The 22,757-nt window shown below is 60.1% G+C and carries 18 protein-coding genes; 8 read left to right on the forward strand and 10 right to left on the reverse strand.

Features of this window, described 5'->3' with window-relative positions; translation table 11 throughout:
• Window positions 1–15: 15 nt before the first annotated feature.
• Window positions 16–1,119, reverse strand: a complete 1,104-nt coding sequence (locus K5K95_RS32020; RefSeq protein ID WP_222587770.1) for a polyamine ABC transporter substrate-binding protein — start codon at window positions 1,117–1,119, stop codon at window positions 16–18.
• A gap of 229 nt (window positions 1,120–1,348) precedes the next feature.
• On the opposite strand from K5K95_RS32020, the gene K5K95_RS32025 reads away from it, so the two are divergent.
• Together K5K95_RS32025 and K5K95_RS32030 are read left to right on the forward strand one after the other, a co-directional pair.
• Window positions 1,349–2,131, forward strand: coding sequence for an enoyl-CoA hydratase (locus K5K95_RS32025; RefSeq protein WP_222587771.1), 783 nt, complete (start codon window positions 1,349–1,351; stop codon window positions 2,129–2,131).
• Window positions 2,128–3,309 carry an acetyl-CoA C-acyltransferase family protein gene (locus K5K95_RS32030; protein WP_222587772.1) on the forward strand — a complete coding sequence of 394 codons (1,182 nt, stop codon included), beginning with the start codon at window positions 2,128–2,130 and terminating at the stop codon, window positions 3,307–3,309. The genes K5K95_RS32025 and K5K95_RS32030 overlap by 4 nt, the downstream gene beginning before the upstream one ends.
• Window positions 3,310–3,363: 54 nt before the next feature.
• On the opposite strand, the gene K5K95_RS33755 is transcribed toward K5K95_RS32030, so the two are convergent.
• Together K5K95_RS33755 and K5K95_RS32040 are read right to left on the reverse strand one after the other, a co-directional pair.
• Window positions 3,364–3,573, reverse strand: coding sequence for a hypothetical protein (locus tag K5K95_RS33755; RefSeq protein ID WP_222587773.1), 210 nt, complete (start codon window positions 3,571–3,573; stop codon window positions 3,364–3,366).
• A complete protein-coding gene (locus K5K95_RS32040; RefSeq protein ID WP_409999710.1) occupies window positions 3,527–4,510 on the reverse strand; it encodes an MFS transporter in 984 nt (327 codons plus the stop codon). Before K5K95_RS32040 ends, K5K95_RS33755 begins: the two co-directional genes overlap by 47 nt.
• Window positions 4,511–4,595: 85 nt before the next feature.
• Here K5K95_RS32040 and K5K95_RS32045 point away from each other — a divergent pair, with 85 nt between their 5' ends.
• From K5K95_RS32045 to K5K95_RS32055, 3 genes are all read left to right on the forward strand, one after another.
• Window positions 4,596–5,360: an AraC family transcriptional regulator gene (locus tag K5K95_RS32045; RefSeq protein ID WP_222590490.1), complete on the forward strand. Its 765-nt coding sequence runs from the start codon at window positions 4,596–4,598 to the stop codon at window positions 5,358–5,360.
• Between the two features lie 96 nt (window positions 5,361–5,456).
• Entirely contained in the window at window positions 5,457–6,578 is a 1,122-nt protein-coding gene (locus K5K95_RS32050) for an HlyD family secretion protein (protein ID WP_222587775.1), read from the forward strand.
• On the forward strand, window positions 6,575–8,167 hold the full coding sequence (locus tag K5K95_RS32055; RefSeq protein WP_222587776.1) for a DHA2 family efflux MFS transporter permease subunit: 1,593 nt from the start codon (window positions 6,575–6,577) through the stop codon (window positions 8,165–8,167). Before K5K95_RS32050 ends, K5K95_RS32055 begins: the two co-directional genes overlap by 4 nt.
• Here K5K95_RS32055 and K5K95_RS32060 read toward each other — a convergent pair whose 3' ends face one another.
• From K5K95_RS32060 to K5K95_RS32070, 3 genes are all read right to left on the reverse strand, one after another.
• Complete coding sequence (locus K5K95_RS32060) at window positions 8,168–8,608, reverse strand: carboxymuconolactone decarboxylase family protein (RefSeq protein WP_090186164.1); 441 nt, start codon at window positions 8,606–8,608, stop codon at window positions 8,168–8,170.
• 105 nt (window positions 8,609–8,713) lie between these two features.
• Window positions 8,714–10,156 (reverse strand): mechanosensitive ion channel domain-containing protein, encoded by a 1,443-nt coding sequence (locus K5K95_RS32065; RefSeq protein WP_222587777.1) that lies wholly within the window; start codon window positions 10,154–10,156, stop codon window positions 8,714–8,716.
• 243 nt (window positions 10,157–10,399) lie between these two features.
• Window positions 10,400–11,266 carry a pirin family protein gene (locus K5K95_RS32070; RefSeq protein WP_222587778.1) on the reverse strand — a complete coding sequence of 289 codons (867 nt, stop codon included), beginning with the start codon at window positions 11,264–11,266 and terminating at the stop codon, window positions 10,400–10,402.
• 253 nt (window positions 11,267–11,519) lie between these two features.
• Here K5K95_RS32070 and dkgB point away from each other — a divergent pair, with 253 nt between their 5' ends.
• Window positions 11,520–12,323, forward strand: coding sequence for a 2,5-didehydrogluconate reductase DkgB (dkgB, locus tag K5K95_RS32075; protein WP_222587779.1), 804 nt, complete (start codon window positions 11,520–11,522; stop codon window positions 12,321–12,323).
• 3 nt (window positions 12,324–12,326) lie between these two features.
• Here the strand turns inward: dkgB and K5K95_RS32080 are convergent, their stop codons facing one another.
• The 4 genes from K5K95_RS32080 to mgtA form a co-directional block, all read right to left on the reverse strand.
• Complete coding sequence (locus K5K95_RS32080) at window positions 12,327–15,512, reverse strand: response regulator (protein WP_222590491.1); 3,186 nt, start codon at window positions 15,510–15,512, stop codon at window positions 12,327–12,329.
• Between the two features lie 35 nt (window positions 15,513–15,547).
• A complete protein-coding gene (locus K5K95_RS32085; RefSeq protein ID WP_222587780.1) occupies window positions 15,548–16,168 on the reverse strand; it encodes a response regulator transcription factor in 621 nt (206 codons plus the stop codon).
• A 142-nt stretch (window positions 16,169–16,310) separates the two neighbouring features.
• Window positions 16,311–16,745 (reverse strand): response regulator, encoded by a 435-nt coding sequence (locus K5K95_RS32090; RefSeq protein WP_222587781.1) that lies wholly within the window; start codon window positions 16,743–16,745, stop codon window positions 16,311–16,313.
• A gap of 102 nt (window positions 16,746–16,847) precedes the next feature.
• Window positions 16,848–19,550, reverse strand: coding sequence for a magnesium-translocating P-type ATPase (gene mgtA, locus K5K95_RS32095; RefSeq protein WP_222587782.1), 2,703 nt, complete (start codon window positions 19,548–19,550; stop codon window positions 16,848–16,850).
• Between the two features lie 538 nt (window positions 19,551–20,088).
• Here mgtA and K5K95_RS32100 point away from each other — a divergent pair.
• Window positions 20,089–20,889: a glucose 1-dehydrogenase gene (locus tag K5K95_RS32100; RefSeq protein WP_222587783.1), complete on the forward strand. Its 801-nt coding sequence runs from the start codon at window positions 20,089–20,091 to the stop codon at window positions 20,887–20,889.
• Window positions 20,882–22,708 (forward strand): glycoside hydrolase family 15 protein, encoded by a 1,827-nt coding sequence (locus K5K95_RS32105; protein ID WP_222587784.1) that lies wholly within the window; start codon window positions 20,882–20,884, stop codon window positions 22,706–22,708. Before K5K95_RS32100 ends, K5K95_RS32105 begins: the two co-directional genes overlap by 8 nt.
• Window positions 22,709–22,757 lie beyond the last annotated feature (49 nt).

Raw genomic sequence — 22,757 nt, forward strand, 5'->3', positions numbered from 1 at the left:
CAAAGGGGTAATCGATCAAATTCCGCTCTTCACCGTGCTCCAGACCCGGGTCATGGCGCGCATCTCTTTCGCGTCCTGGGTCTTTTGCGGAAACAGCCGCTGGCGGGTTTCTTCATCGGGGTAGATCGCCGGGTTGTTGCGCACATCGGCCTGCACTAACGGCGTGGCGGCCGCGTTGCTGTTGGCGTAATGAATGAAGTCCGTCACGTCCGCCATGACTTGTGGCTGCATCAAGTAATCGAGGAACTTGTGGGCGTTGCTCACGTGCGGCGCATCGGCGGGGATGTACAGATTGTCGAACCAGATCAGCGAACCTTCCTTGGGTATGAAGTAGGCAAGCTTGATCTTCAACTTGGCTTCTTCGGCGCGGGCCATCGCCGTGGCGTAATCGCCGGACCAGGTCATCGCCATACACACATCGCCATTAGGCAGACTGGTCAGGTAGTTGACCGAATCGAACTTGCGAATGAAGGGCCGCACTGAAAGCAGCAAGTCCTGGGCGGCTTTAAGGTCCTCGGGGGTCGCGCTTCTGGGGTCGCGTCCCAGGTATTTCAGGGCCAGTGGAATGACTTCCGTCGGCGCATCGACCAGGGTCACACCGCAATCGGCAAAACGCGAGACGATTTTCGGATCGAAGATCATCGCCAGCGAGCCAATCGGCGCGTCCGGCATACGCTCCTTGATCTTGTCGACGTTGTAGGTGATGCCGTTGCTGCCCCAGGTATAAGGCGCGGAATACTGCGTGCCGGCATCAAAACCCTGCAAGTCCTGCAAGACTTTCGGGTCGAGATTGGTCCAACCTGGCAGCAACTTTTTATCGAGTGGCTGGAACACTTTGGCTTTGATCAGCGGCGGCGCCAAAGAGGCATTCAACACCACCAGGTCATAGCCGGAGTGACCGGCCAGCAACTTCGCCTGTACCGTTTCATAGGCATCGAACGTGTCGTAAATCACCTTGATGCCGGTGGCTTTCTGAAAGTCGGCAATGGTTTTTTCGCCGATGTAATCGGCCCAGTTATAAAGCCGCAGCGTATTGCCGTCGTCCACTTCGGCGGCGTGGACGCCTACCGACAGCGGCACAAGTAACGCACCAAACATCCCCAAGAAGGCCTTGCGCATAGCAAATTCACCTTATCAAGCGAGTTCCGTTCTGGATGAGCGGATGAATCAACTATCGAGCGGTTCGGCAAACGGCACCATACCCCGAATGGGTGTGTGCGCCGGTTCGCGCCGCTTGTAATGTTCAGACATGGCAAAAAGCAGCAGTTTCGTTGACTCGTTTTGTCATAGATCCGGCACGGGTCGCGCGCTTAGAGTGCCCCATGCACCGATCACACAGGGCAAGCCAATGAACGACCTGATCAAACAAGAACGACACGAAGGCGTACTGACGCTCACCTTTGACCGCCCCGACAAACTCAATGCCCTGAACAACCGCATGTACACGCAGCTGGCCGACCTGTTGCTGGCCGCTGACGAAGACGACCAGACCAGTGTGATCATCGTCACCGGTGGCGCTTCGTGCTTTACCAGCGGCAACGATCTGGCGGATTTTCTCCAGCATCCACCGACCGATCTGGACAGCCCGGCGTTTCGCCTGATGCGCGTGGTCATCCACCTGCAAAAACCGTTGATTGCCGCTGTGTGCGGAGCGGCCATCGGGATTGGCACCACCTTGCTGCTGCATTGCGATCAGGTACTGGTCACGCGCAACGCCAAGCTGCGCATGCCATTCGTAAACCTGGGCCTGTGCCCGGAATTCGGCGCCAGCCTGCTGCTGCCACGCCTGCTCGGCCATGCCCGGGCGGCGCGCCTGTTGCTGTGGGGCGACAGCCTCGACGGTGCCGCTGCCGTTGCCTGTGGCTTGGCCAACGAATTGTTCGATGACGGGCAACAGTGCCTGGCGGCGGCGGAGCACATGGCCCGACGCCTGCTGGCGATGCCCCAGGAATCCTTGCGCCAGACCCGGCAATTGCTCAAACAGACGTCGATGCCGGAACTGCAAGCCACCATTCGTCAAGAAAACCTGCTGTTCATCAAGCGCCTGCAAAGCCCTGAAGCGCAGACAGCATTGAACGCCATACTTAATCGAAGTACAGATAAGAAATCACTCACAGGACAGCCGTCATGAACACCCCGGAAGTATTTGTTGTCAGCGCCGCACGCACCGCCATCGGCTCCTTTGGTGGCTCACTCAAGGATGTGCCCCTGGCCGATCTGGCGACCACGACCGTCAAGGCCGCCTTGCAACGCTCCGGCGTCGACCCGGCGCAGGTTGGCCACCTGGTGATGGGCAACGTGATCCCGACCGAAACCCGTGATGCCTACATCTCCCGAGTGGCCGCGATGAACGCCGGCCTGCCCAAGGAAACACCGGCCTACAACGTCAACCGCCTCTGCGGTTCCGGCCTGCAGGCGATCATCAGCGCGGCCCAGACCTTGTTGCTCGGCGATGCCGAAATCGCCATCGGCGCCGGTGCCGAATCCATGAGCCGTGGCCCGTACCTGATGCCATCCGCCCGTTGGGGCGCGCGCATGGGCAACGTCCAGGCCATCGATTACATGCTGGGCATCCTGCATGACCCGTTCCAGGCCATCCATATGGGCATCACCGCCGAGAACGTCGCCGAGCGCAACGGCATCACCCGCGAGATGCAGGACGCCCTGGCCCTGGAAGATCAAAAACGTGCCGCGTTCGCGATTGCCAATGGCTATTTCAGCGAGCAAATCACCGCGGTCGAAATCCGCGGTCGCAAGGAAACCACGCTGTTCAACGTCGATGAGCATCCGCGTTCCACTTCTCTGGAACAGCTGGCGCAAATGAAGCCCGCGTTCAAGAAAGACGGTTCGGTCACGGCGGGTAACGCCTCAGGCCTGAACGACGGTGCTGCTGCGCTGGTCATGGCCACCGGCACGGCAGTTCAGGTCAATAACCTGCGCCCACTGGCTCGTTTGGTCAGCTATGCCCACGCCGGTGTCGAGCCGGAATTGATGGGCCTCGGCCCGATTCCCGCCACGCGCCTGGCGCTCAAACGCGCTGGCCTGACCGTGGCTGATCTGGACGTCATCGAAGCCAACATCGCCTTCGCCGCCCAGGCTTGTGCGGTCAGCCAGGAACTGGATCTGGACCCGGCCAAGGTCAACCCGAACGGTTCGGGCATTGCCCTGGGCCACCCGGTCGGCGCGACAGGCACGATCATCGCCACCAAAGCCATCCACGAACTGCACCGCATCAACGGCCGTTATGCGCTGGTGACCATGTGCATCGGCGGCGGCCAAGGGATTGCGGCGATTTTCGAACGGGTTTAAGCGTTATCGCGATGTCCGGCGCAATGCCGGGCATCGCCCTCGCTTGATGATTTTCTAGGTTTGCCGGATGCATGCTGTTTCCGCCAACAACAGAGCAGACACGCCGCAGAGCATCAAGGTTTCGCCTAACGCCAGCCCCCAGGCGACAAGCATCAGCCCACCCCCGATCAACAGGTAATACAGCAAACCCAACAACGCACCGGCCGTTCCCAATCGGTCACCATAGTTGGCCAGTGCCGAGCCCAGAATGTTCGGGATCGCCATGCCGAACGCCAACACCACCAGTGTCATAGGCAACACGAGCAAAGCGCTTTCTTCCAGTAGCCACACACCACTGGCGCCCGACAACATCACCGCCCCTGCCAGCTGAACAAGCTGTGGGCCGCTCAAGCCGCGACGCAGCAATCGCTTGTTGAGCCAGGCACCGAGTCCTGAACCCAGGGCCAGGATCACGCCGCTGTAGCCGAACCCTTGCGCACTCAAGCCCAGTCGCTGGAACATGAACGGGCCGAGACTGTAGTAGCTGAACAGCGCGATATTGAACACCGCCACCAGCAGCGTCGAGCGCCAGATATCGAGGTCTTGCAGCATGCGCCACAGCGTCTCGTACAGGGGCGGTGTCTCCACCTTTTGCGGGCGGGTTTCCGGCAAGGTCCGCAGGCACCACAGCCACAGCGTCGAGGACACCAGCAACAGGCATCAACACGCCTCGATAGCCGAACGCGTGCACCAGGCTCGCCCCGGTAAACAGGCCAATCGCCGGACTGGCCGCCAGCGCGATGCCCATTATTGAAAACACTTGCGCCAGTTCTGTGCCCTTGAAGCGATCGCGCAACAGGGTTTGCGTCACCACCGAACCCACCGCTGCACCGAACGCGGCCAATGCCTGGGCCATCAGCAAGGCATCGAATGTGCGAGCATTTAAAGCCAGCACTGAAGCCCCTGCGTACAGCGCAAGACCTGCGAGCATCGAGGGTCGACGTCCGATCCGGTCACACGACCGGCCCCACACCACCACGCCGAACGCAAAGGCCAGAAAATACACCGACAGGGTTTGCGCAGCTTGTTGCGCACCCACGGCAAAGACTTCGCCGATATCTGCCAGTGCCGGGCTGTAAAGGGTTTGGGCGATCTGCGGGAACATCAGCAGGGCGATTGCCAATATCAACAGGCTTTTGGAATTCATCGCGACTTCACTCATCAAGAAAAACTGTCGAGCAGCTTAAGGAGTCGTGACTGACGTACTATCCAAGTCCTGCCAATTAATCGTTGAAATCGGACAATCCATGGCCTGGCTCGACGCCCACGCGCAATTCAATCCCGACCACTCTCCGGCACCGGTTATCGGCATTGCGGCCACCCTGGGCGATCACGATTCCGGACGGCATCGGCATGCACGCGGACAGTTGCTGTTCACCCGTCAAGGCTGCACGCGCATCACCCTTGCGCAGCAGCTTTGCCTGTTGCCGCCCTCCCGCGCCGCTTGGATTCCCCCGGGAATCGAACACCGCGCCGTGATGCAGCAAAGCGTCGACTATCGCTCCATTTACCTGACACCGTTGTTGTGCTCCGGGCTGCCGCAGCAAATCTGCGTGATTGAAGTCAGCCCGTTGCTGCGGGCGGTGTTGGAGCCGATAGCACTCGCCGATTTCGACACGGATTGGCAGCAGGGAAAATGGGTTCATCTGTTGGGGCTTTGCCTGAGCGAGATTCGCGAGGCGCCCCAGCAACCGATGCTCTTGCCCCTGCCTTGGGACAAGCGCTTGGCGCCGCTGCTGGCCACACCCGAGCAACTGCCGCCGGAGCTTCAGCTGCTGGAAAAGCAAATCGGTGCCAGCGGACGCACCATCGGGCGAATCTTCCAGCGCGAAACCGGCATGAGTTATCAGCAATGGCGCCAACAGTGGCGGCTGATGCGTGCAATGGAATTACTCGCCACCGGGCGCAGCATCAGCTACTGCGCATTCGAAGCAGGATTTGCCAGTGACAGCGCGTTTATCGCGTTCTTCAAGGACCTCACCGGCCTCACGCCTGGCCACTGGCTCAAATAAGCACCTGACGATCGGCAGCAAAAACCAATTGCCACAAAATATTACCTACGTCATATTACATACGTAATAAAGACCCGTTTCTCACAGGTAATCCCCATGACCAGCATGCCCAGCCTCGAATCCGACCTTGCTGTCCCGGTGAGCCCAGCCAAGCCGCCCCTGCTCAAGCGCCTGATCCTGTTGACTGCCGCCCTCGCTGCCTTGGTGTTTGCCGGGCTGTATGCGACTCACTGGTGGACTGCCGGGCGTTTCATCGAGGAAACCGACGATGCCTATATCGGCGGTGACGTGACGGTGATCGGGCCGAAGGTCGCCGGGTATATCGAGGAAGTGCTGGTCACCGATAACCAGAAGGTCAAGGCCGGCGATGTGTTGATCCGCCTCGATTCGCGCGACTACCGCGCCAACCTGGCCAAGGCCGAAGGCGCGGTGGCTGCCGAAGAAGCGCTGCTGGCCAACCTCGACGCCACCGAACAACTGCAACAGGCCGTGATCGGTCAGGCTCGTGCCGGTATAGATGCCGCCGGGGCCGAAACCGCGCGTTCCCGGGATGACGATGCGCGCTACAAAAAACTGGTCGGCAGCAATGCGGTCTCGGTGGAAAGCGCTCAACGGGCCAGCGCCACCTTCAAGACCGCGCAGGCGCTCAGTGCCCGGGCTCAGGCAGAGCTGTTGGCCGCACAGCGTCAGCTCAACGTGATTGAAACCCAGAAACAACAAGCTCGCGCCGCGCTGGTGCAGGCTCGGGCCGAACGTGATCTTGCGCAGTTGAACGTCGGCTACACCGAACTCAAGGCCCCTGTTGATGGCGTGGTCGGCAATCGCCGGGCGCGGGTCGGTGCGTATGCGCAGGCCGGTTCACAGTTGCTGTCGGTGGTGCCGTCCAGCGGACTGTGGGTTGATGCCAACTTCAAGGAAGATCAACTGGCGCGCATGACCCCGGGCCAACGGGTGATCATCCATGCCGACGTGCTTTCAGGGCAGCAATTCCACGGTCATCTGGACAGTCTCGCGCCGGCCAGCGGCTCTCAGTTCAGCGTGCTGCCACCGGAAAATGCCACCGGAAACTTCACTAAAATCGTGCAGCGAGTGCCGGTCAGAATCATCCTCGATCCAGCGGATGGCGTGCTGGGCCACCTGCGTCCGGGGCTGTCGGTGACCGCTGAAGTGGACACCCGTGAAGAACCGCAAACTTCTGCCGTGGCCAGCGCACCATGAGCCGCGCCCTCGCCGCCCCCGCGCAACCGTTCAATGCCGCCAGCATGGCGACAGTGACCAAGGTCTTTGCCTTCGCCACGATGTGCATCGGCATGTTCATTGCGCTGCTGGACATCCAGATCGTCTCCGCCTCGTTGCGCGACATCGGCGGTGGTCTCTCGGCCGGCACCGACGAAACGGCGTGGGTGCAGACCAGTTACCTGATCGCTGAAATCATCGTGATCCCATTGTCGGGCTGGCTGTCGCGAGTGTTCTCCACACGTTGGTTGTTCTGCGCTTCGGCAGTGGGTTTCACCTTGGCCAGTCTGCTCTGCGGCGCAGCCTGGAACATCCAGAGCATGATCGCCTTCCGCGCCTTGCAAGGTTTTCTCGGCGGCTCGATGATCCCGCTGGTGTTCACCACCGCGTTCTTTTTCTTCACCGGCAAGCAACGGGTGATTGCCGCCGCGACCATTGGTGCGGTGGCCTCGCTGGCGCCGACCTTGGGGCCGGTGATCGGTGGCTGGATTACCGACATTTCGTCCTGGCACTGGCTGTTCTACATCAACCTGGTGCCGGGGATTTTTGTCGCGGTGGCGGTGCCGATGCTGGTGAAAATCGACCAGCCGGAACTCTCGCTGCTCAAGGGCGCCGACTACCTGAGCATGCTGTTCATGGCGCTGTTTCTCGGCTGCCTGGAATACACCCTCGAAGAGGGCCCGCGCTGGAACTGGTTCAGCGACAGCACGATCCTGACCACGGCATGGATCAGCGGCATCGCGGGACTGGCGTTCATTGGCCGGACCTTGCACGTGGTCAACCCCATCGTCGATTTGCGCGCCCTGAAGGACCGCAACTTCGCCCTCGGCTGTTTCTTCTCGTTCGTTACCGGGATCGGCCTGTTCGCCACCATTTACCTCACGCCACTGTTTCTCGGCCGGGTGCGTGGCTACAGCGCGCTGGACATTGGCCTGGCGGTTTTCTCCACCGGGGTGTTCCAGATCATGGCGATTCCGTTGTACGCCTTTCTGGCCAACCGCATCGATCTGCGCTGGATCATGATGACCGGTCTTGGTCTGTTCGCGTTATCGATGTGGGATTTCAGCCCGATCACCCATGACTGGGGGGCCAGAGAATTGATGTTGCCGCAAGCCTTTCGCGGGATTGCCCAGCAACTGGCGGTGCCACCCGCCGTGACGCTGACCTTGGGCGGACTGGCGCCAGCGCGGCTCAAACATGCTTCGGGGTTGTTCAACCTGATGCGCAACCTGGGGGGAGCGATTGGCATTGCGGCTTGTGCGACCATCCTCAACGACCGCACCAACCTGCACTTCACCCGGTTGGCGGAACACCTGAACAGCACCAACGAAGCGCTGAATCAGTGGCTGTCCCAGGTCGGCAACAACTTCGCCAACCTGGGCCAGAGCGGTGACACCGGCGTCACCGCCAGCCTGCATCAGCTATGGCTGCTGACCTACCGCGAAGCGCAGACGCAAACCTATGGCGATGCGTTTTTGATGATCATGGTCTGCTTCATCATCGCCACGGCGATGGTGCCCTTGATGCGCAAGGTGCAACCACCGGCCGCGCCGTCAGCAGACGCTCATTGATCAGGCTTGAGGCATTTTGCGGAAACCAACGGCCAGGCGGTTCCAGGCGTTGATGGTGGTGATGGCCACGGTCAGGTCGACCATTTCCTTTGGGCTGAATTCCGATACGGCCAACTCATAGTCTTCATCCGGCGCATGGGTCTGGCTCAGCAGGGTCAGGGACTCGGTCCAGGCCAGGGCCGCACGTTCACGCGGGGTGAAGAAAGGCGTTTCACGCCAGGCCGACAGCGTGTACAGGCGGCGTTCTTCTTCACCACCCTTGCGGGCATCGGCGCTGTGCATATCGAGGCAGAACGCGCAGCCGTTGATTTGCGAGGTACGCAGCTTGACCAGTTCGATCAGGGTCTTTTCCAGCGGCAGCTTCGATACCGCGGTTTCCAGTGCGATCATCGCTTTGAGCGCGTCGGGGGAAGCGGTGTAGAAATCGATACGAGGTTTCATGGTGGGCTCCAATGACAAGTGAGGGTGGAGCTACGTTAATCCCGCCCGTGTCACTCACAAATAGCCAATATTTCAGAAGACGAGGAGGCCATTCACCAGCGAACCCTAGGCTCGATTGCGCAACCACTGCAAAAACCCTTTCTTCTGCACCACCGCAGGCGTTTCCTGCGTCAAGCTTTGTGCCTTGTTCAAACGGAATTCCAGCAACGCCTTCATCGCTTCGTTGATGTCATGCCGCGCGTCCAGGCACGGCTTGAGGTAGTCCTTTTCGATCCGGTACAGGCTGCAAGCGGTCTTGGCGCTGAAATCTGCCGGCATCGCCGTATCCGACAAAATCCCGCCCTCGCCGATCACCTCGCCCGGCCCCATCCGCCCGGATTCGAACTTGACCCCGTTACGGCTCAGCTCTACCGAGACCACGCCGGATTCGATGATGAACAGGTGATCGCTGACCTCCCCCGCCGGCAGGATCATTTCACCGGCGCGGAAGGTTTGCCGCTTCATGTTCTGACTGAAGGTTTCTTTCTCTTCCAGGCGCAGGGTCGAGAAGATGCTCGAGCTGTCCAGCAACGCCCGTGGCCGCGAAAGGTCGGACGGCACGTTGGTTTCGACGGTCGACAACAGGCTGACACCGGACGCCTGCAAATGTCGGTAAGCCAGATCGAACAACAGATTGCGGACCATGCGTTTCTGATCCATGGAAACCACGAAGCCACTGATTTCATATTCCACGCCGCTGGGACTGGAGCTTTTCAATGCGACGCAGGGTGCCGGTTTGTTCAGCAGATAACGGCACCCTTGCATCGCCCGTTCCAGCGCCTCGATCACCGTATGCGGGCGCGCATGCGGGCTGAGTTGCAGGCTGATCGAGACGCCGAAGATATCGCTGGGCCGGCTGAAATTGATGATTTTGGCCTTGGCCGCCAGCGAGTTGGGAATCACCGCCATGCTGCCCTGGGAGGTTTGCAGGCGCGTGGCGCGCCAGTCGATATCGATGACCCGGCCCTCGGTGCCGTCGATGGAGATCCAGTCATCGAGTTGATAGGGTTTGGTGGTGTTGAGGACAATCCCGGAGAACACGTCGCTGAGGGTGCTTTGCAACGCCAGGCCGACGACGATCGCCAAGGCGCCGGAAGTGGCGAGTACGCCCTTGACCGGCAGTTCGAGCACGTAGGCCAGGGCGGCGATGACGGCGATCAGGAAGATCACCGCGCCGAGCAGGTCTTGCAGCAAGCGTCCGGTGTGCCCGACCCGTTGCATCATCAACGCACCGATCAGCACCGTCAGCGTGCGCGCACCGAACAGCCACCAGCCGATCTGCAAACCGGTGGCCGCCAGGTGCAGCGGCACGTTGTCGGCCCAAGGTGCCGGCTCCAGCGGGTTCAAGCCTTCGTTGAACAGCAGGAGACTGAACAGCGAGAAAATCACCAGCCGTACGACCAGTTTCCAGTTGCTGCCGCTGGCTGTGATCAAGCGCCATAACCCCAGATCGATCACGATCAGGATCAGGGCGCAAATCAACGGGTGGTCGGTAAGCAATGACAGCATCGAACAACTCCAGCCATGTACGGATGGGCACAGTGTAGGAGTAATTGCAGATCTGTTAACACCACAAAAAAATGTGGGAGCGAGCCTGCTCGCGATGGCGGCAGGACAGCCACCGATTAAGTGACTGTCAGACCGCTATCGCGAGCAGGCTCGCTCCCACAGGGGATGTGTGTCGTCAGCCGTTATTGGCTATTGGTGAGGGTGTTATAGCGGGTCATCAGGTTGCGGTAGTCCGGGATCAAATCAACCGCTCATCCGACCGAACCGGCCCGACTGAAAGTCGGCAAACGCCTGGTGGATTTCCTGCTCGCTGTTCATCACAAACGGGCCGTGACCCACGATCGGCTCGTCAATCGGCTCGCCGCTGAGCAGCAACACCACGGCATCGTCGTTGGCTTCCAGACTCAGCTGATGCCCGTTGCGTTCGAACAACGCCAGTTGCCCTTGACGCACCAGCTCCTGGCCGTTGACCTGAACCGTGCCACGCAACACAACAAGTGCCGTGTTACGACCTTCATGCAGATCGAGGGTCAACAACTTGCCGCCGTTGAGGCGCAGGTCCCAGACATCGACCGGGGTAAAGGTGCGCGCCGGGCCGGTATGACCGTCGAACTCGCCAGCGATCAAGCGCAGGCTGCCGGCGTTGTCCTTGAGCGGCAGGCTCGGGATGTCGCCATCGAGAATCGTCTGGTAACCGGCATCGGCCATTTTGTCCTTGGCCGGCAGGTTGACCCACAGCTGGACCATTTCCAGGGTTCCGCCACTTTTGGCGAAGCCTTCAGAGTGGAACTCCTCATGAATGATCCCCGACGCGGCAGTCATCCATTGCACATCGCCCGGACCAATCTTGCCGCCGCTGCCGGTTGAATCGCGGTGTTCCAGCTCGCCCTTGTAGACGATGGTCACGGTTTCGAAACCGCGGTGCGGGTGCTGGCCGACGCCACGACGTTCGGTGGTCGGGGTGAATTCAGCAGGACCCGCATGGTCGAGCAGCAAGAACGGGCTGATGTGTTTGCCCAGGTTGTCGTAGGAAAACAGCGTGCGAACCGGGAAGCCGTCGCCGACCCAATGAGTCCGCGGGCTGGTATAGATACCGATGATGTTTTTCATCCTGCCTCCAAATTCGTTGTTTGACGCGATGGACACAGCTTAAAACCGAACCCATTAACGCACTAGACAGCAAAAATCGGCTTAAGCGTTCTATCTGGAGAACGATGGTTGGAGACCAGACACCTCCAATCACCCGAGCCCCCCAGCGATTCATGACTTGCGGTCAACAGTGCTTTGCCCAACCAGCGGTTTTTCCCGGGGCGGCGGCCGGGGATACTCCTGCCCATTCTCACTGCAACCCCTGGAGTCATTGATGTCTATTCCCGCATTCGGTCTTGGTACCTTTCGCTTGCAAGGCCAGGTGGTCATCGATTCGGTGAGCACCGGCCTGGCGCTTGGTTACCGGGCCATCGACACCGCGCAAATCTACGAGAACGAAGCCGAGGTCGGCGAGGCCATCGCTGCCAGCGGCATCCCTCGTGAAGAGTTGTTCATCACCAGCAAAATCTGGGTCGCCAACTTTGCCAAGGATCGGCTGATCGACAGCCTCAAGGAAAGCTTGCGCAAACTGCAAACCGACTACCTGGACCTGACGCTGATCCACTGGCCGTCCCCGGAAGATCAAGTGCCGGTCGAAGAATTCATGGGCGCTTTGCTTGAAGCGAAACGACTGGGTCTGACCCGTCAGATCGGCGTGTCCAACTTCACCATCGACCTGATGAAACAGGCCATCGCCGCCGTCGGTGCCGACAACATCGCCACCAACCAGATCGAATTGCACCCGTACCTGCAAAACCGCAAGGTCGTCAAATTTGCGCAAAGCCAGGGCATCCAGATCACCTCGTACATGACCCTGGCCTACGGCGAAGTGCTCAAAGACCCGGTCATTCAACAGATCGCCGAGCGCCTTCAGGCCACCCCGGCCCAAGTCACGCTGGCCTGGGCCATGCAACTGGGTTATGCGGTGATCCCCTCTTCGACCAAACGCACAAACCTGCAAAGCAATCTACAAGCCTGCGGCCTGACGTTGAGCGAGGCCGACATGGCGTTGATCGCAGGTCTTGATCGCAGCCAGCGATTGACCAGCCCCAAAGGCATCGCGCCGCACTGGGATTAAGCGTCAGCCCTGCTCCAGGCTCTGATCGAGACGTTGCATGGCACGCTGCAACCGATCGACGGCTTCGTTGATCAACGCTGCGCTGGCCAAGGCGCAGGCACGCTCCAGTTGCTCGCACGCTTCGATCAGATGCCGGGCGCCGACGATGCGCGCACCGCCCTTGATACGGTGCGCGAGGTCTTTCAACGCTGGCAGATTATCGTTGGCCTGCGCGTGTAGCAGATTCTCGCGGTCCTCGCGGTTGGACTCCGCCAGCTTGCGTAACAATCGATCGATCTGCGTGCGGTCAGCACCGATGTAGGATTCCAGCCCGCTCAAGTCGATTTCCGACGCCGAGGGACGTGCGCTCGATGTCTCGACAAACCGCTCGGCAAGCCACCTGTCCAGGTCCGCCAGCCGGATCGGCTTGAACAGGCAGTCGTCCATCCCAGCTTCAAGGCAACGGACTTTTTCTTCAGGTTGGGCATTGGCGGTGAAGCCCAGAATCAGTGTGCGCGGCACGCCTTGAGCACGTTCTTCATCACGGATCGCGCCGGTCAATTCATAACCGCTCAACTGCGGCATATTGCAGTCGGTGATGACCACATCAAAGGCGTGGGTTCGCCACAGCTCGAGTGCCTGTTCCCCCTCCTTGGCCTCCATCACGCGATGCCCGAGATAAACGAGCTGACTGGAAAGCAATTGCCGATTGGCCGGGTAATCGTCCACCACCAGAATCGTCAGCAGACGTGTGTTTTTTTGTACTGTGCGATCCTCCGATTCGCAGGCTGGCAACGGTTTCAAGGCAACCGGCGACAAACTGATCTCGACCTCCGAACCCCGACCCAGGACGCTACGCAGCGTCAGTCGCCCGCCCATCATTTCGCACAGCGTGCGACTGATGACCAGCCCCAGCCCCGAACCTTTGCAACCCGACGGCTGAAGATTTCCCACCTGAACGAAAGGACTGAACAAGCGCTGTTGATCAGCGTTGCTGATGCCAATGCCGCTGTCCTTTATGCGCATGTCGAGCGTCAGATGCCCCGACAAACCAGGCACCACCCGCAGCGTCAGACCCACCTCGCCTTCACGGGTAAACTTGATCGCGTTGCTCAACAGGTTGGACAGCACCTGCTTCAAGCGCGTGGGATCGATCAGCACATCACGGTCACTGGCGGGGTCCAGATCGACCCGCCATAACAAATTTTTCTCCCGGGCCAGCCCTTCGAACACCCGGCAGACCGACGTCACCAATGCGTGAAGATTGACCCGTTCGGGCGTCAGGGACAAATGCCCGGATTCGATGCGCGCGATGTCGAGGATATCGCCGATCAACGCCAGCAACTGCTGTGCTGCGGTCGACGCGACGTCAATGGAAAAACGGTCGACGACGCCCTCTTGCGCGTGTTTGTCGGCCATTTCAAGCATGCCGAGCAGGGCATTCATCGGGGTGCGGATTTCATGGCTCATGGTCGCCAGGAAGGTGGTTTTCGCCCGATTGGCATCGTCTGCCGCGTCCTTGGCCTCCTGCAATTGCTGCAACCATTGTTGTCGCTGACGGATCTGCCGACGCTGCCAGGCGATCCACCCCAGCGCCAGCATCAACGCAGCCCCTGCCGCAGCAAACGCCTGCAAAATACTTTGGCGGTGACGCAGCCAATAGCTGTCTTCGACCACCACATCATTGCTCCAGCGGGCCACCAGCGTGTCCATTTCCTCGGGCGAAATGCTCAGCAATGCCTTGTTCAGAATCGACTGCAACTCCCGTGCATCCGGACCGGTGGCCAAGCTGATGCGCGCCGGTTCAACGCCCACGGTACTGCTGATTTGTAAGCGACCCTGGTAATACCGGGCAATCAGGTAGCGGGTCATGAACAACGAGCTGAGCGCAGCATCGGCCTGCCCTTTATTGACCAGATCCAGGCCCTCGGCCGGACTTTGCACATCCACCATCCGCACGCCGGGGACGCGAGTCTGAATAAAAGCGCGCAGCGGATGACTGTGATAAATCGCCAGGCGTTTGCCGCTCAGATCCTCCAGCCTCTTGGGGCTACCCGGGGTGACCATACTCGCCAAGGCATACGGGGTGACCATATAGGCTCTGGTGAAGTGCAGTTTGGCTATGCCTTCGGTCGTGGGGATGATGGCGGGCAAGACGTCGACCTCGCCGGTCCTGAGTCGCTGGACCTGCTGGTCCAGGGATTGTCCGCGCAGCACGTTGAAGTTCAAACCGCTGCGCTGACTGATCAACGTCAGCAATTGCGCCGTCAACCCGCTGAATCGCCCCTTGGTATCGAAGAACGTCAACGGCGCAAAGTTTTCGACCACGCCCACGTTCACCTTCGGGTGCCGATCCAGCCAACGCTGCTCACTCTCACTCAGACTCACTCGCTGCTGACCCATGACCTTCGCCTGGCCGGCACTCCAGCGTTGTTCGATAAGCGAGCGCTGATCCATCGGGATCGCCGCCAGTGCCTTGTCGATGACGCCCTTGAGCGCCAGGTTGTCCCGCGCCAATGCGAAGCCGAACGGATTGGCGTCAAGGCCGGACGGTGCCACCAGGTGTATGTAATTGAGGTAGTTGTTGTTGATCAGGTAATTGGCGCTGATGAGGTCACCGAGGTAGACGTCATCCTGCCCATACGCCACCGCCCCGAGCGCATCGAGCGCCGACGGATACCGATGCAGGCCCGCCTCGGGATAGAACGATTCAACGGTTTGCGCCTGCAGATAGTCATCGGCCATGGCAATGCGCTTTCCCGCCAGGTCCTCGGGCAGGTGCTCATCCAGCCGGGTGACCAGCATGGGCTGATCTTCTGCGTAGGCGCTGGACAGGATCAGGTCGGGGTCGGCCGCTTCGAAGTTGTTCGAGGTGCCGAGCAGATCCAGCTCGCCGTACTTGAGCGCCTCCATGGCCGCTTCACGCGTGACATAGCGCAGCACCTCGATTTGCACGTTCAGCAGTTGTGCCACCAGCGCGGCGTAATCGGCGGTGATGCCTTCGAGTTCATCGTGATTGCGCGTCACCTCGAACGGAGGGTAGTCCGGCCCGGTCACCCCAAGGCGCAACACCCGCTTGTCGCGCAGCCATTGCCGGTCCTTTTCATCCAGCGTGACTTGGTAGCCCTCTGCGGTCGAACGCCCCAGCAAGTGCAGTTGCATGGGCTCGTCAGCGATGGTGACCGACGCCGGGGTCACGAGGCAAAACATCAGAAACAGCAGCAGAAAACGCACGGTCGGCGCACTCAGATCAGGTGATTGCGTATGGCGAAGTCGCGCAGATGCACCGCCGAATTCAACCGCAGTTTCTCGATCAGACGGGTCTTGTAGGTGCTGACGGTCTTGTGGCTCAAGTGCATGAGTTCGGCAATTTCCTTGTTTTTAACCCCCCGGGCCAGGTATTGCAGAATGGTCAATTTTCGGTTGGAAAGATTGTCGATCATCTGTCTTTCGCTTTGTTGCACCGTATCCAGCGACCCGGCGGGCAGCTGCGCGAAATAGGTGTACCCGGCATCGACTGCTTGAACGGCTTTGTGCAATTGACCCAAGTTGTTGGTCTTGGAGACGTACGCCAAGGCCCCGGCGCGCATGCAGCGTTCTTGAAAGAACAGCGGATCCAGGGAGGTGAATACCAGCACCACACACTTCCATTGGTTGCTTTTGATTCGCTCCAGCACATCCAGTCCGTTTCCGCCGGGCATGACCAGATCGAGGATGACCAGATCGACCGTATGCTCACGCAAAATCGACAACGCCTCGCCAACGCTGGCCGCTTCATGAATCCGCTTGAAACCTTCCTTCTCGAGTACAAGCGTCACAGCAGCGCGAACCACAGGATGATCTTCGGCAATCAGCACTGACTTCATGGCAACTCCCTGCGCAAAGACTCGACGAATGCCCGCCTGACAAAGACGGGGCAGACGCAACGGCTGCGCCAAGACTCTTGCATGGGCGAAAGCAGGAATCTACCTGTAAGAAATGACAGTGGCGACAAACGGTAATGGCGACTCAACCGACAGTCTGCGCAGATCGCACGCTCAGCCAAGGGTATTGGTCTTCGCTCAGCGGCGGATCAATCATCGTCATCAGCCGCTGGATATACGTCAGATCAGGCAAAGGTGCGTGGCTCACCTGAACCCTTTGCGTTCCACCCGCCGGGGTCGGCGGCAACTGCGCCCGCTGACCGTCGAAAATCAGTGCGTTGCGCACCTGCCGGTTATCGAGGAAGTAGCCGAGCACATCCAGTTCGCCGCAGACCAGCGAGGCATTGACGACCACCAGGTCGAACGGTTCGCAACCGTACTCGACCAGGCACAACATGGGCGCAAGGCCCTGCACCGGCGCCACCCGGTAATAGCCGAGCTGGTTGAACAACCGCTCGATTTTCATCCGGTGGAAATGCTGCTCGTCGGCGATCAGGATACGCAGCGCTTTGTTCGGCATCGTAGCCTCCCTGGATATGGCGGATGTTGGAGGCGCAGGAGGCTACGGGAGATGCACGAAGGTTTCTGTAGGACTTTTCCTAAAAGTCCGTGGCCACCGCCGTTACTGCCAACCGAACCGACGAATGTAGAACCCCTTCACGGCCTGGGTCAGCCCCATGTAAGCCAGCAGAATCACCGGCAGGAACACAAAGTACAGCGACGGCAGTGCCTGCAGTTTGAAGTAATGCGCCAGCGGTCCCATCGGCAGGAAAATGCCCACCGCCATAATGACCCCGGTCATCACCAGCAGCGGCGTGGCTGCGCGGCTTTGCAGGAACGGGATTTTCGGCGTGCGGATCATGTGCACGATCAACGTCTGGGTCAGCAACCCGACCACGAACCAGCCGGACTGGAACAGGGTCTGGTGATCCGGAGTTTTGGCGTCGAACACGTACCACATCAAGGCAAACGTGGTGATGTCGAAAATCGAGCTGATCGGGCCGAAAAACAGCATGAAGCGTCCGACATCCGCCGGCTGCCAGCGTTGTGGTTGCTTGAGCATTTCGTCATCGACGTTATCGAACGGGATGGCGATTTGCGAAATATCGTAGAGCAGGTTTTGCACCAGCAGGTGCATCGGCAGCATTGGCAGGAACGGAATGAACGCGCTGGCCACCAACACCGAGAACACGTTGCCGAAGTTGGAACTGGCGGTCATCTTGATGTACTTGAGCATGTTGGCGAAGGTCCGGCGCCCTTCCAGCACGCCCTCCTCCAGTACCATCAGGCTCTTTTCCAGCAGGATGATGTCCGCCGCTTCCTTGGCGATGTCCACGGCGCTGTCCACCGAAATGCCGATATCGGCGGTGCGCAGGGCCGGGGCGTCGTTGATGCCGTCACCCATGAAACCGACCACATGACCGTTGCCCTTGAGCAGGCGCACGATGCGTTCCTTGTGTGACGGCGTGAGTTTGGCGAAAACGTTGGTGGTCTCGACCGCCACCGCCAACTCTGCATCGCTCATGCGCTCGATGTCGTTGCCCATCAGCAGGCCTTGTTGCTCCAGGCCGACTTCCCGGCAGATCTTGGCAGTCACCAGTTCGTTATCGCCGGTCAGCACTTTGACCGCCACTCCGTGAGCAGCCAGGGCCTTGAGCGCCGGCGCTGTGCTTTCTTTGGGCGGATCAAGGAACGCTACATAACCAATCAGCGTCAGTGCCTGTTCATCCGCCAGGCTGTAAGTCTCCCCACCTTCGATCATCGACCGCGCGGCCACGGCCACCACCCGCAAACCCTCGGCGTTGAACGCTGCAGTGACCTGACGAATGCGTGCCAGCAGTTCATCGGTCAGTGCTTCGTCGGCTTCGCCATGGCGTACCCGGGTGCACACCGCCAGCACTTCTTCCACCGCACCTTTGCAGATCAGCAGGTGCGGTTGATTACGCTCGGCGACCACCACCGACATGCGTCGGCGGGTGAAGTCGAACGGAATTTCATCGACCTTGTGAAACGCGGTGCCGACTTTCAGCTCACGATGGATTTCCACGTGTTCGAGCACCGCCACGTCCAGCAGGTTTTTCAGGCCGGTCTGGTAGTAGCTGTTGAGGTACGCCATTTCCAGCACGTCATCGGAGTCGTTGCCCCAGACATCGACGTTGCGCGCCAGAAAGATCTTGTCCTGGGTCAGGGTGCCGGTCTTGTCGGTGCACAGCACGTCCATGGCGCCGAAGTTCTGGATCGCGTCGAGGCGCTTGACGATGACCTTTTTGCGCGACAGGAACACCGCGCCCTTGGCCAGGGTCGAGGTCACGATCATCGGCAGCATTTCCGGGGTCAGGCCCACGGCAATCGACAACGCAAACAGCAGCGCTTCGGTCCAGTCACCCTTGGTGAAACCGTTGATGAACAGCACCAATGGCGCCATGACAAACATGAAGCGAATCAGCAGCCAGCTGACTTTGTTGACCCCGGTCTGGAAGGAAGTCGGTGCACGATCCGTGGCGCCAACCCGTTGCGCCAGGGCGCCGAAATAGGTGTTGTTGCCGGTGGTCAGAATCACCGCGATGGCCGTGCCGGATACCACGTTGGTGCCCATGAACAGAATGTTGTCCAGGTCCAGTGGATTGTGCGTGTCACCGTTCTGCTGGTGACGGAATTTTTCCACCGGCATCGATTCACCGGTCATCGCCGCCTGGCTGACGAACAGGTCCTTGGCGCTGAGCACCCGGCAATCGGCAGGAATCATGTCGCCGGCCGACAAGACAATCAGATCCCCCGGGACCAATAGCTTGATTGGCACTTCGCTGCGCAACGCATCCCGGCGCAGCACCGTGGCGGTGTTGCTGACCATCGCCTTGAGGGCGTCGGCGGCCTGGTTGGATTTGGTTTCCTGCCAGAAGCGCAATAAGGTCGAGAGCACTACCATCGAGAAAATCACGATGGCGGCCTTCATGTCCTCGGTCAGCCAGGAGATGACCGCCAGCAAGGTCAGCAGCAGGTTGAAGGGGTTTTTGTAGCAGTGCCACAAATGAGTCCACCACGGCAGCGGTTGCTCGTGCTCGACCTCGTTGAGGCCGAACTGCTCGCGCAGGGTGTCGGCTTCGAGTTCGCTCAGGCCGTCGGTATGGCTGCCGAGGTTTTCCAGCAGTTGGCCCGTGTCGCTATTGGCGGCGCGGACCAGGGTTTGCGCGAGGGTCGGCGGCACCTCGCGGCTGACCGTGGTGTCGGTGAAGTTTTCCAGCAGCGCCAGGCGACGAAAATGCCGGGCGATGTGGCGGGTGCGCAGGAATCCGGCAAAGAATTCCTTGAGCAGGGTCAGGTTCATGGCAGCTCCCCCAGGGTCGGCCAGGAAACCGTCGAGCAGGCGTGTCGAGTCGCTGCGATGTCGACGGCTAAGTCGATCACCACACACGGTTCAGCATCGATGAGAGGGGCATCGGGACGCAGGCCAGGACTGGCTGCGATCGGGAGGCCGCTGCTCGCTATCAGGCGAGACAACGGCACACAGGTGGCGCGTTATCTTGCCGGGAAGGTGCCGGTTATCGAAACCGGCCGACTACTGTCACTCGAACAAGTACCCACTGTGGGTCTCCGTAATGGATGAAAACGCGCGAAGCTTACGCCCCGATTTCCAGAGAGTAAACGATGCCAAGGCGTCGGATCGGGGAATTGAAGGGTTCTTCAGGAAGGGTTCAGGATAAAGCCCGGATCGCGCCATTGAGCCACTGCGGCAGCTTGCCCCGCCAGCAGCTGTAGATCCTGCGGGGAACAATCAACTGACGAAACTTTCATGGTTCGACGTGAACTCTCGCCATCACTCGCCAGTCAGCTAAATAAGCCCTCACTTCAAGGCGCCAACGCTGATGCAGATTTCCCTCAAGCAACAAGTCGCCCTGGTGACCGGTGCCAGCTCCGGCATCGGCGCAGGCTGCGCCAAGGCCCTGGCCGATGCTGGTGCCGCGGTGGTGCTCAATTACAATTCCGAGGCTGAACCCGCCGAAGCACTGGCCCGGCAGATCATCGCTGAAGGCGGTCGAGCGATCGCCATTGGCGCTGATGTTTCAAAAGAAGAAGAGGTCGAACGCTTGTTCGCGCACACCGTCGAAGCCTTCGGTTCGCTGGACATTCTGGTGGCCAACTCGGGTATGCAAAAAGACGCACCTGCCGTGGACATGAGCCTCGCCGACTGGAACCAGGTGATCAGCGTCAACCTCACCGGACAATTCCTCTGCGCCCGCGCCGCCCTGCGCATTTTCAATCGCCAGGGTGTTCGTGAAGGCGTGTCCCGGGCCGCCGGGAAAATCATCCACATGAGCTCGGTGCATCAACGCATTCCCTGGGCTGGACACGTCAACTACGCGGCCTCCAAGGGCGGCGTCGACATGTTGATGCAAACCCTCGCCCAGGAAGTCAGCCACCAGCGCATCCGCATCAACGGCATTGCACCGGGGGCGATTCGCACTCCAATCAATCGCGCCGCCACCGAAGGCGCGGCCGAGCAGGAATTGCTCAAACTTATCCCTTATGGCCGGGTTGGTGATGTCGAGGACGTCGCCAATGCGGTGGTTTTTCTCGCCTCCGATGCCTCCGACTACATCGTCGGCACCACACTGTTCATCGACGGCGGCATGAGCCTCTATCCGGAGTTCCGCGGCAATGGCTGATCATCATCCCGAACGACAAAGTGCCATCGACGCCCACGGCATCATCGGCGACATGCGCAGCGCAGCACTGGTCAATGACCGGGGCAGCGTGGATTTTTTCTGCTGGCCGGAGTTCGACAGTCCGTCGATTTTCTGCTCACTGCTGGACACACCCGAAGCCGGGATTTTTCAGTTGTCACCGGACTTGCCTGATGCGCGTCGCGAGCAGATTTACCTGCCCGACACCAACGTGCTGCAAACCCGTTGGCTCAGCGAGCGCGCCGTGGTCGAAATCACCGACCTGCTCCCCATCGGCGATAGCGAAGATGATCTGCCGATGCTGATGCGCCGTGTTCGTGTGGTCAGCGGCCAGGCAACGTTTCGCATGCGCTGCGCGGTGCGTCATGACTACGCCCGCGCCAACACCCGCGCCCGTCTGGATGAACAGGACGTGATCTTCGAGGCCGACGGCCAGCCGTCCATGCGGCTCGCCTCGGATCAGCTTGTGCAGATTGACGGCAACGCGGCGGTGGCAGAGTTCACCCTTAAACAAGACCAGTGCGCCGAGTTCCTGCTCGGCGGACTCGACGATCCGCGCTTCAAGGAAGGCGCCGCCGCGCTGTGCATGGAGCGCACAATGAAATTCTGGCGCGACTGGACCGGCCGATCCAGCTACCGTGGCCGCTGGCGAGAAATGGTCAACCGCTCGGCCCTGGCGCTGAAGCTGCTGACCTCACGCAAACACGGGGCGATCCTCGCCGCCGCCACATTCGGCTTGCCGGAATCCCCGGGCGGCGAACGCAACTGGGACTACCGCTACACCTGGATCCGCGACGCCTCGTTCACCGTCTACGCCTTCATGCGCCTGGGTTATGTCGACGAGGCCAACGCCTACATGAAATGGATGCGCGGCCGGGTCAGCGACTGCCACGGCAACTCCAAGAAACTCAACATCCTCTATGCCATCGACGGCCGCCAGGAACTGCCGGAAACCGAACTGTCGCACCTGTCCGGCCATGGCGGCGCGAAGCCGGTGCGGATCGGCAACCAGGCTTACGATCAGGTCCAGCTCGATATCTTCGGCGAGTTGATGGACGCGGTGTACCTGGTCAACAAGTACGGCGACGCCATCTCCCACGAGGGTTGGAAACACGCGATAGAAATCGTGGATCAGGTGTGTGAAACCTGGCAGCAACAGGACGTGGGCATCTGGGAAATGCGCGGCGAGCAGCATCATTTTCTGCATTCGCGGCTGATGTGCTGGGTCGCTCTGGACCGGGCCATTCGCCTCGCTTCGAAACGCTCGCTGCCCGCCCCGTTCGCCCGCTGGGACCAGACCCGCCAGGCCATCTACGCCGACATCTGGGAAAACTTCTGGAATGAAGAACGCGGGCATTTCGTCCAGCACATCGGCGGTACTGCGCTGGACGGTTCGATGTTGCTGATGCCGCTGGTGCGCTTCGTCAGCGCCAAGGATCCGCGCTGGCTCGCGACCCTCGATGCGATCGAAAAAAACCTGGTGCGTGACGGCATGGTCTATCGCTATCGCAACGATGACAGCCAGATCGACGGCCTCGACGGCACGGAAGGCGCCTTCGCCGCGTGTTCATTCTGGTACGTCGAATGCCTGGCTCGCGCGGGTCGCGTGGAAAAGGCGCATCTGGAGTTCGAACACTTGCTCAGGTATGCCAACCCGCTGGGCTTGTATGCCGAAGAGTTCGACAGCCAGGCGCGGCATCTGGGAAATACGCCGCAAGCTTTGACGCATCTGGCATTGATCAGTGCAGCAAGTTTTCTCGATCGCAAATTGAGCGGGGAGAAAAATTACTGGCAGCCTTGAGATCGCGTCGCCCCCATCGCGAGCAAGCCCGCTCCCACAATGGATTTGT

It is taken from the genome of Pseudomonas sp. DR48, from assembly GCF_019823085.1.
Lineage (GTDB): Bacteria > Pseudomonadota > Gammaproteobacteria > Pseudomonadales > Pseudomonadaceae > Aquipseudomonas.

What these genes read in the sequence shown, in the direction of transcription:
- K5K95_RS32090 (WP_222587781.1), bottom strand. Translation starts at nt 16,745, where the DNA reads ATGCCGAACAAAGCGCTGCGTATCCTGATCGCCGACGAGCAGCATTTC.
- K5K95_RS32025 (WP_222587771.1), top strand. Translation starts at nt 1,349, where the DNA reads ATGAACGACCTGATCAAACAAGAACGACACGAAGGCGTACTGACGCTC.
- K5K95_RS32050 (WP_222587775.1), top strand. Translation starts at nt 5,457, where the DNA reads ATGACCAGCATGCCCAGCCTCGAATCCGACCTTGCTGTCCCGGTGAGC.
- dkgB (WP_222587779.1), top strand. Translation starts at nt 11,520, where the DNA reads ATGTCTATTCCCGCATTCGGTCTTGGTACCTTTCGCTTGCAAGGCCAG.
- K5K95_RS32080 (WP_222590491.1), bottom strand. Translation starts at nt 15,512, where the DNA reads ATGTTTTGCCTCGTGACCCCGGCGTCGGTCACCATCGCTGACGAGCCC.
- mgtA (WP_222587782.1), bottom strand. Translation starts at nt 19,550, where the DNA reads ATGAACCTGACCCTGCTCAAGGAATTCTTTGCCGGATTCCTGCGCACC.
- K5K95_RS32070 (WP_222587778.1), bottom strand. Translation starts at nt 11,266, where the DNA reads ATGAAAAACATCATCGGTATCTATACCAGCCCGCGGACTCATTGGGTC.
- K5K95_RS32060 (WP_090186164.1), bottom strand. Translation starts at nt 8,608, where the DNA reads ATGAAACCTCGTATCGATTTCTACACCGCTTCCCCCGACGCGCTCAAA.
- K5K95_RS33755 (WP_222587773.1), bottom strand. Translation starts at nt 3,573, where the DNA reads ATGGCGATCCCGAACATTCTGGGCTCGGCACTGGCCAACTATGGTGAC.
- K5K95_RS32040 (WP_409999710.1), bottom strand. Translation starts at nt 4,510, where the DNA reads ATGAGTGAAGTCGCGATGAATTCCAAAAGCCTGTTGATATTGGCAATC.
- K5K95_RS32045 (WP_222590490.1), top strand. Translation starts at nt 4,596, where the DNA reads ATGGCCTGGCTCGACGCCCACGCGCAATTCAATCCCGACCACTCTCCG.
- K5K95_RS32020 (WP_222587770.1), bottom strand. Translation starts at nt 1,119, where the DNA reads ATGCGCAAGGCCTTCTTGGGGATGTTTGGTGCGTTACTTGTGCCGCTG.
- K5K95_RS32065 (WP_222587777.1), bottom strand. Translation starts at nt 10,156, where the DNA reads ATGCTGTCATTGCTTACCGACCACCCGTTGATTTGCGCCCTGATCCTG.
- K5K95_RS32030 (WP_222587772.1), top strand. Translation starts at nt 2,128, where the DNA reads ATGAACACCCCGGAAGTATTTGTTGTCAGCGCCGCACGCACCGCCATC.
- K5K95_RS32100 (WP_222587783.1), top strand. Translation starts at nt 20,089, where the DNA reads ATGCAGATTTCCCTCAAGCAACAAGTCGCCCTGGTGACCGGTGCCAGC.
- K5K95_RS32105 (WP_222587784.1), top strand. Translation starts at nt 20,882, where the DNA reads ATGGCTGATCATCATCCCGAACGACAAAGTGCCATCGACGCCCACGGC.
- K5K95_RS32055 (WP_222587776.1), top strand. Translation starts at nt 6,575, where the DNA reads ATGAGCCGCGCCCTCGCCGCCCCCGCGCAACCGTTCAATGCCGCCAGC.
- K5K95_RS32085 (WP_222587780.1), bottom strand. Translation starts at nt 16,168, where the DNA reads ATGAAGTCAGTGCTGATTGCCGAAGATCATCCTGTGGTTCGCGCTGCT.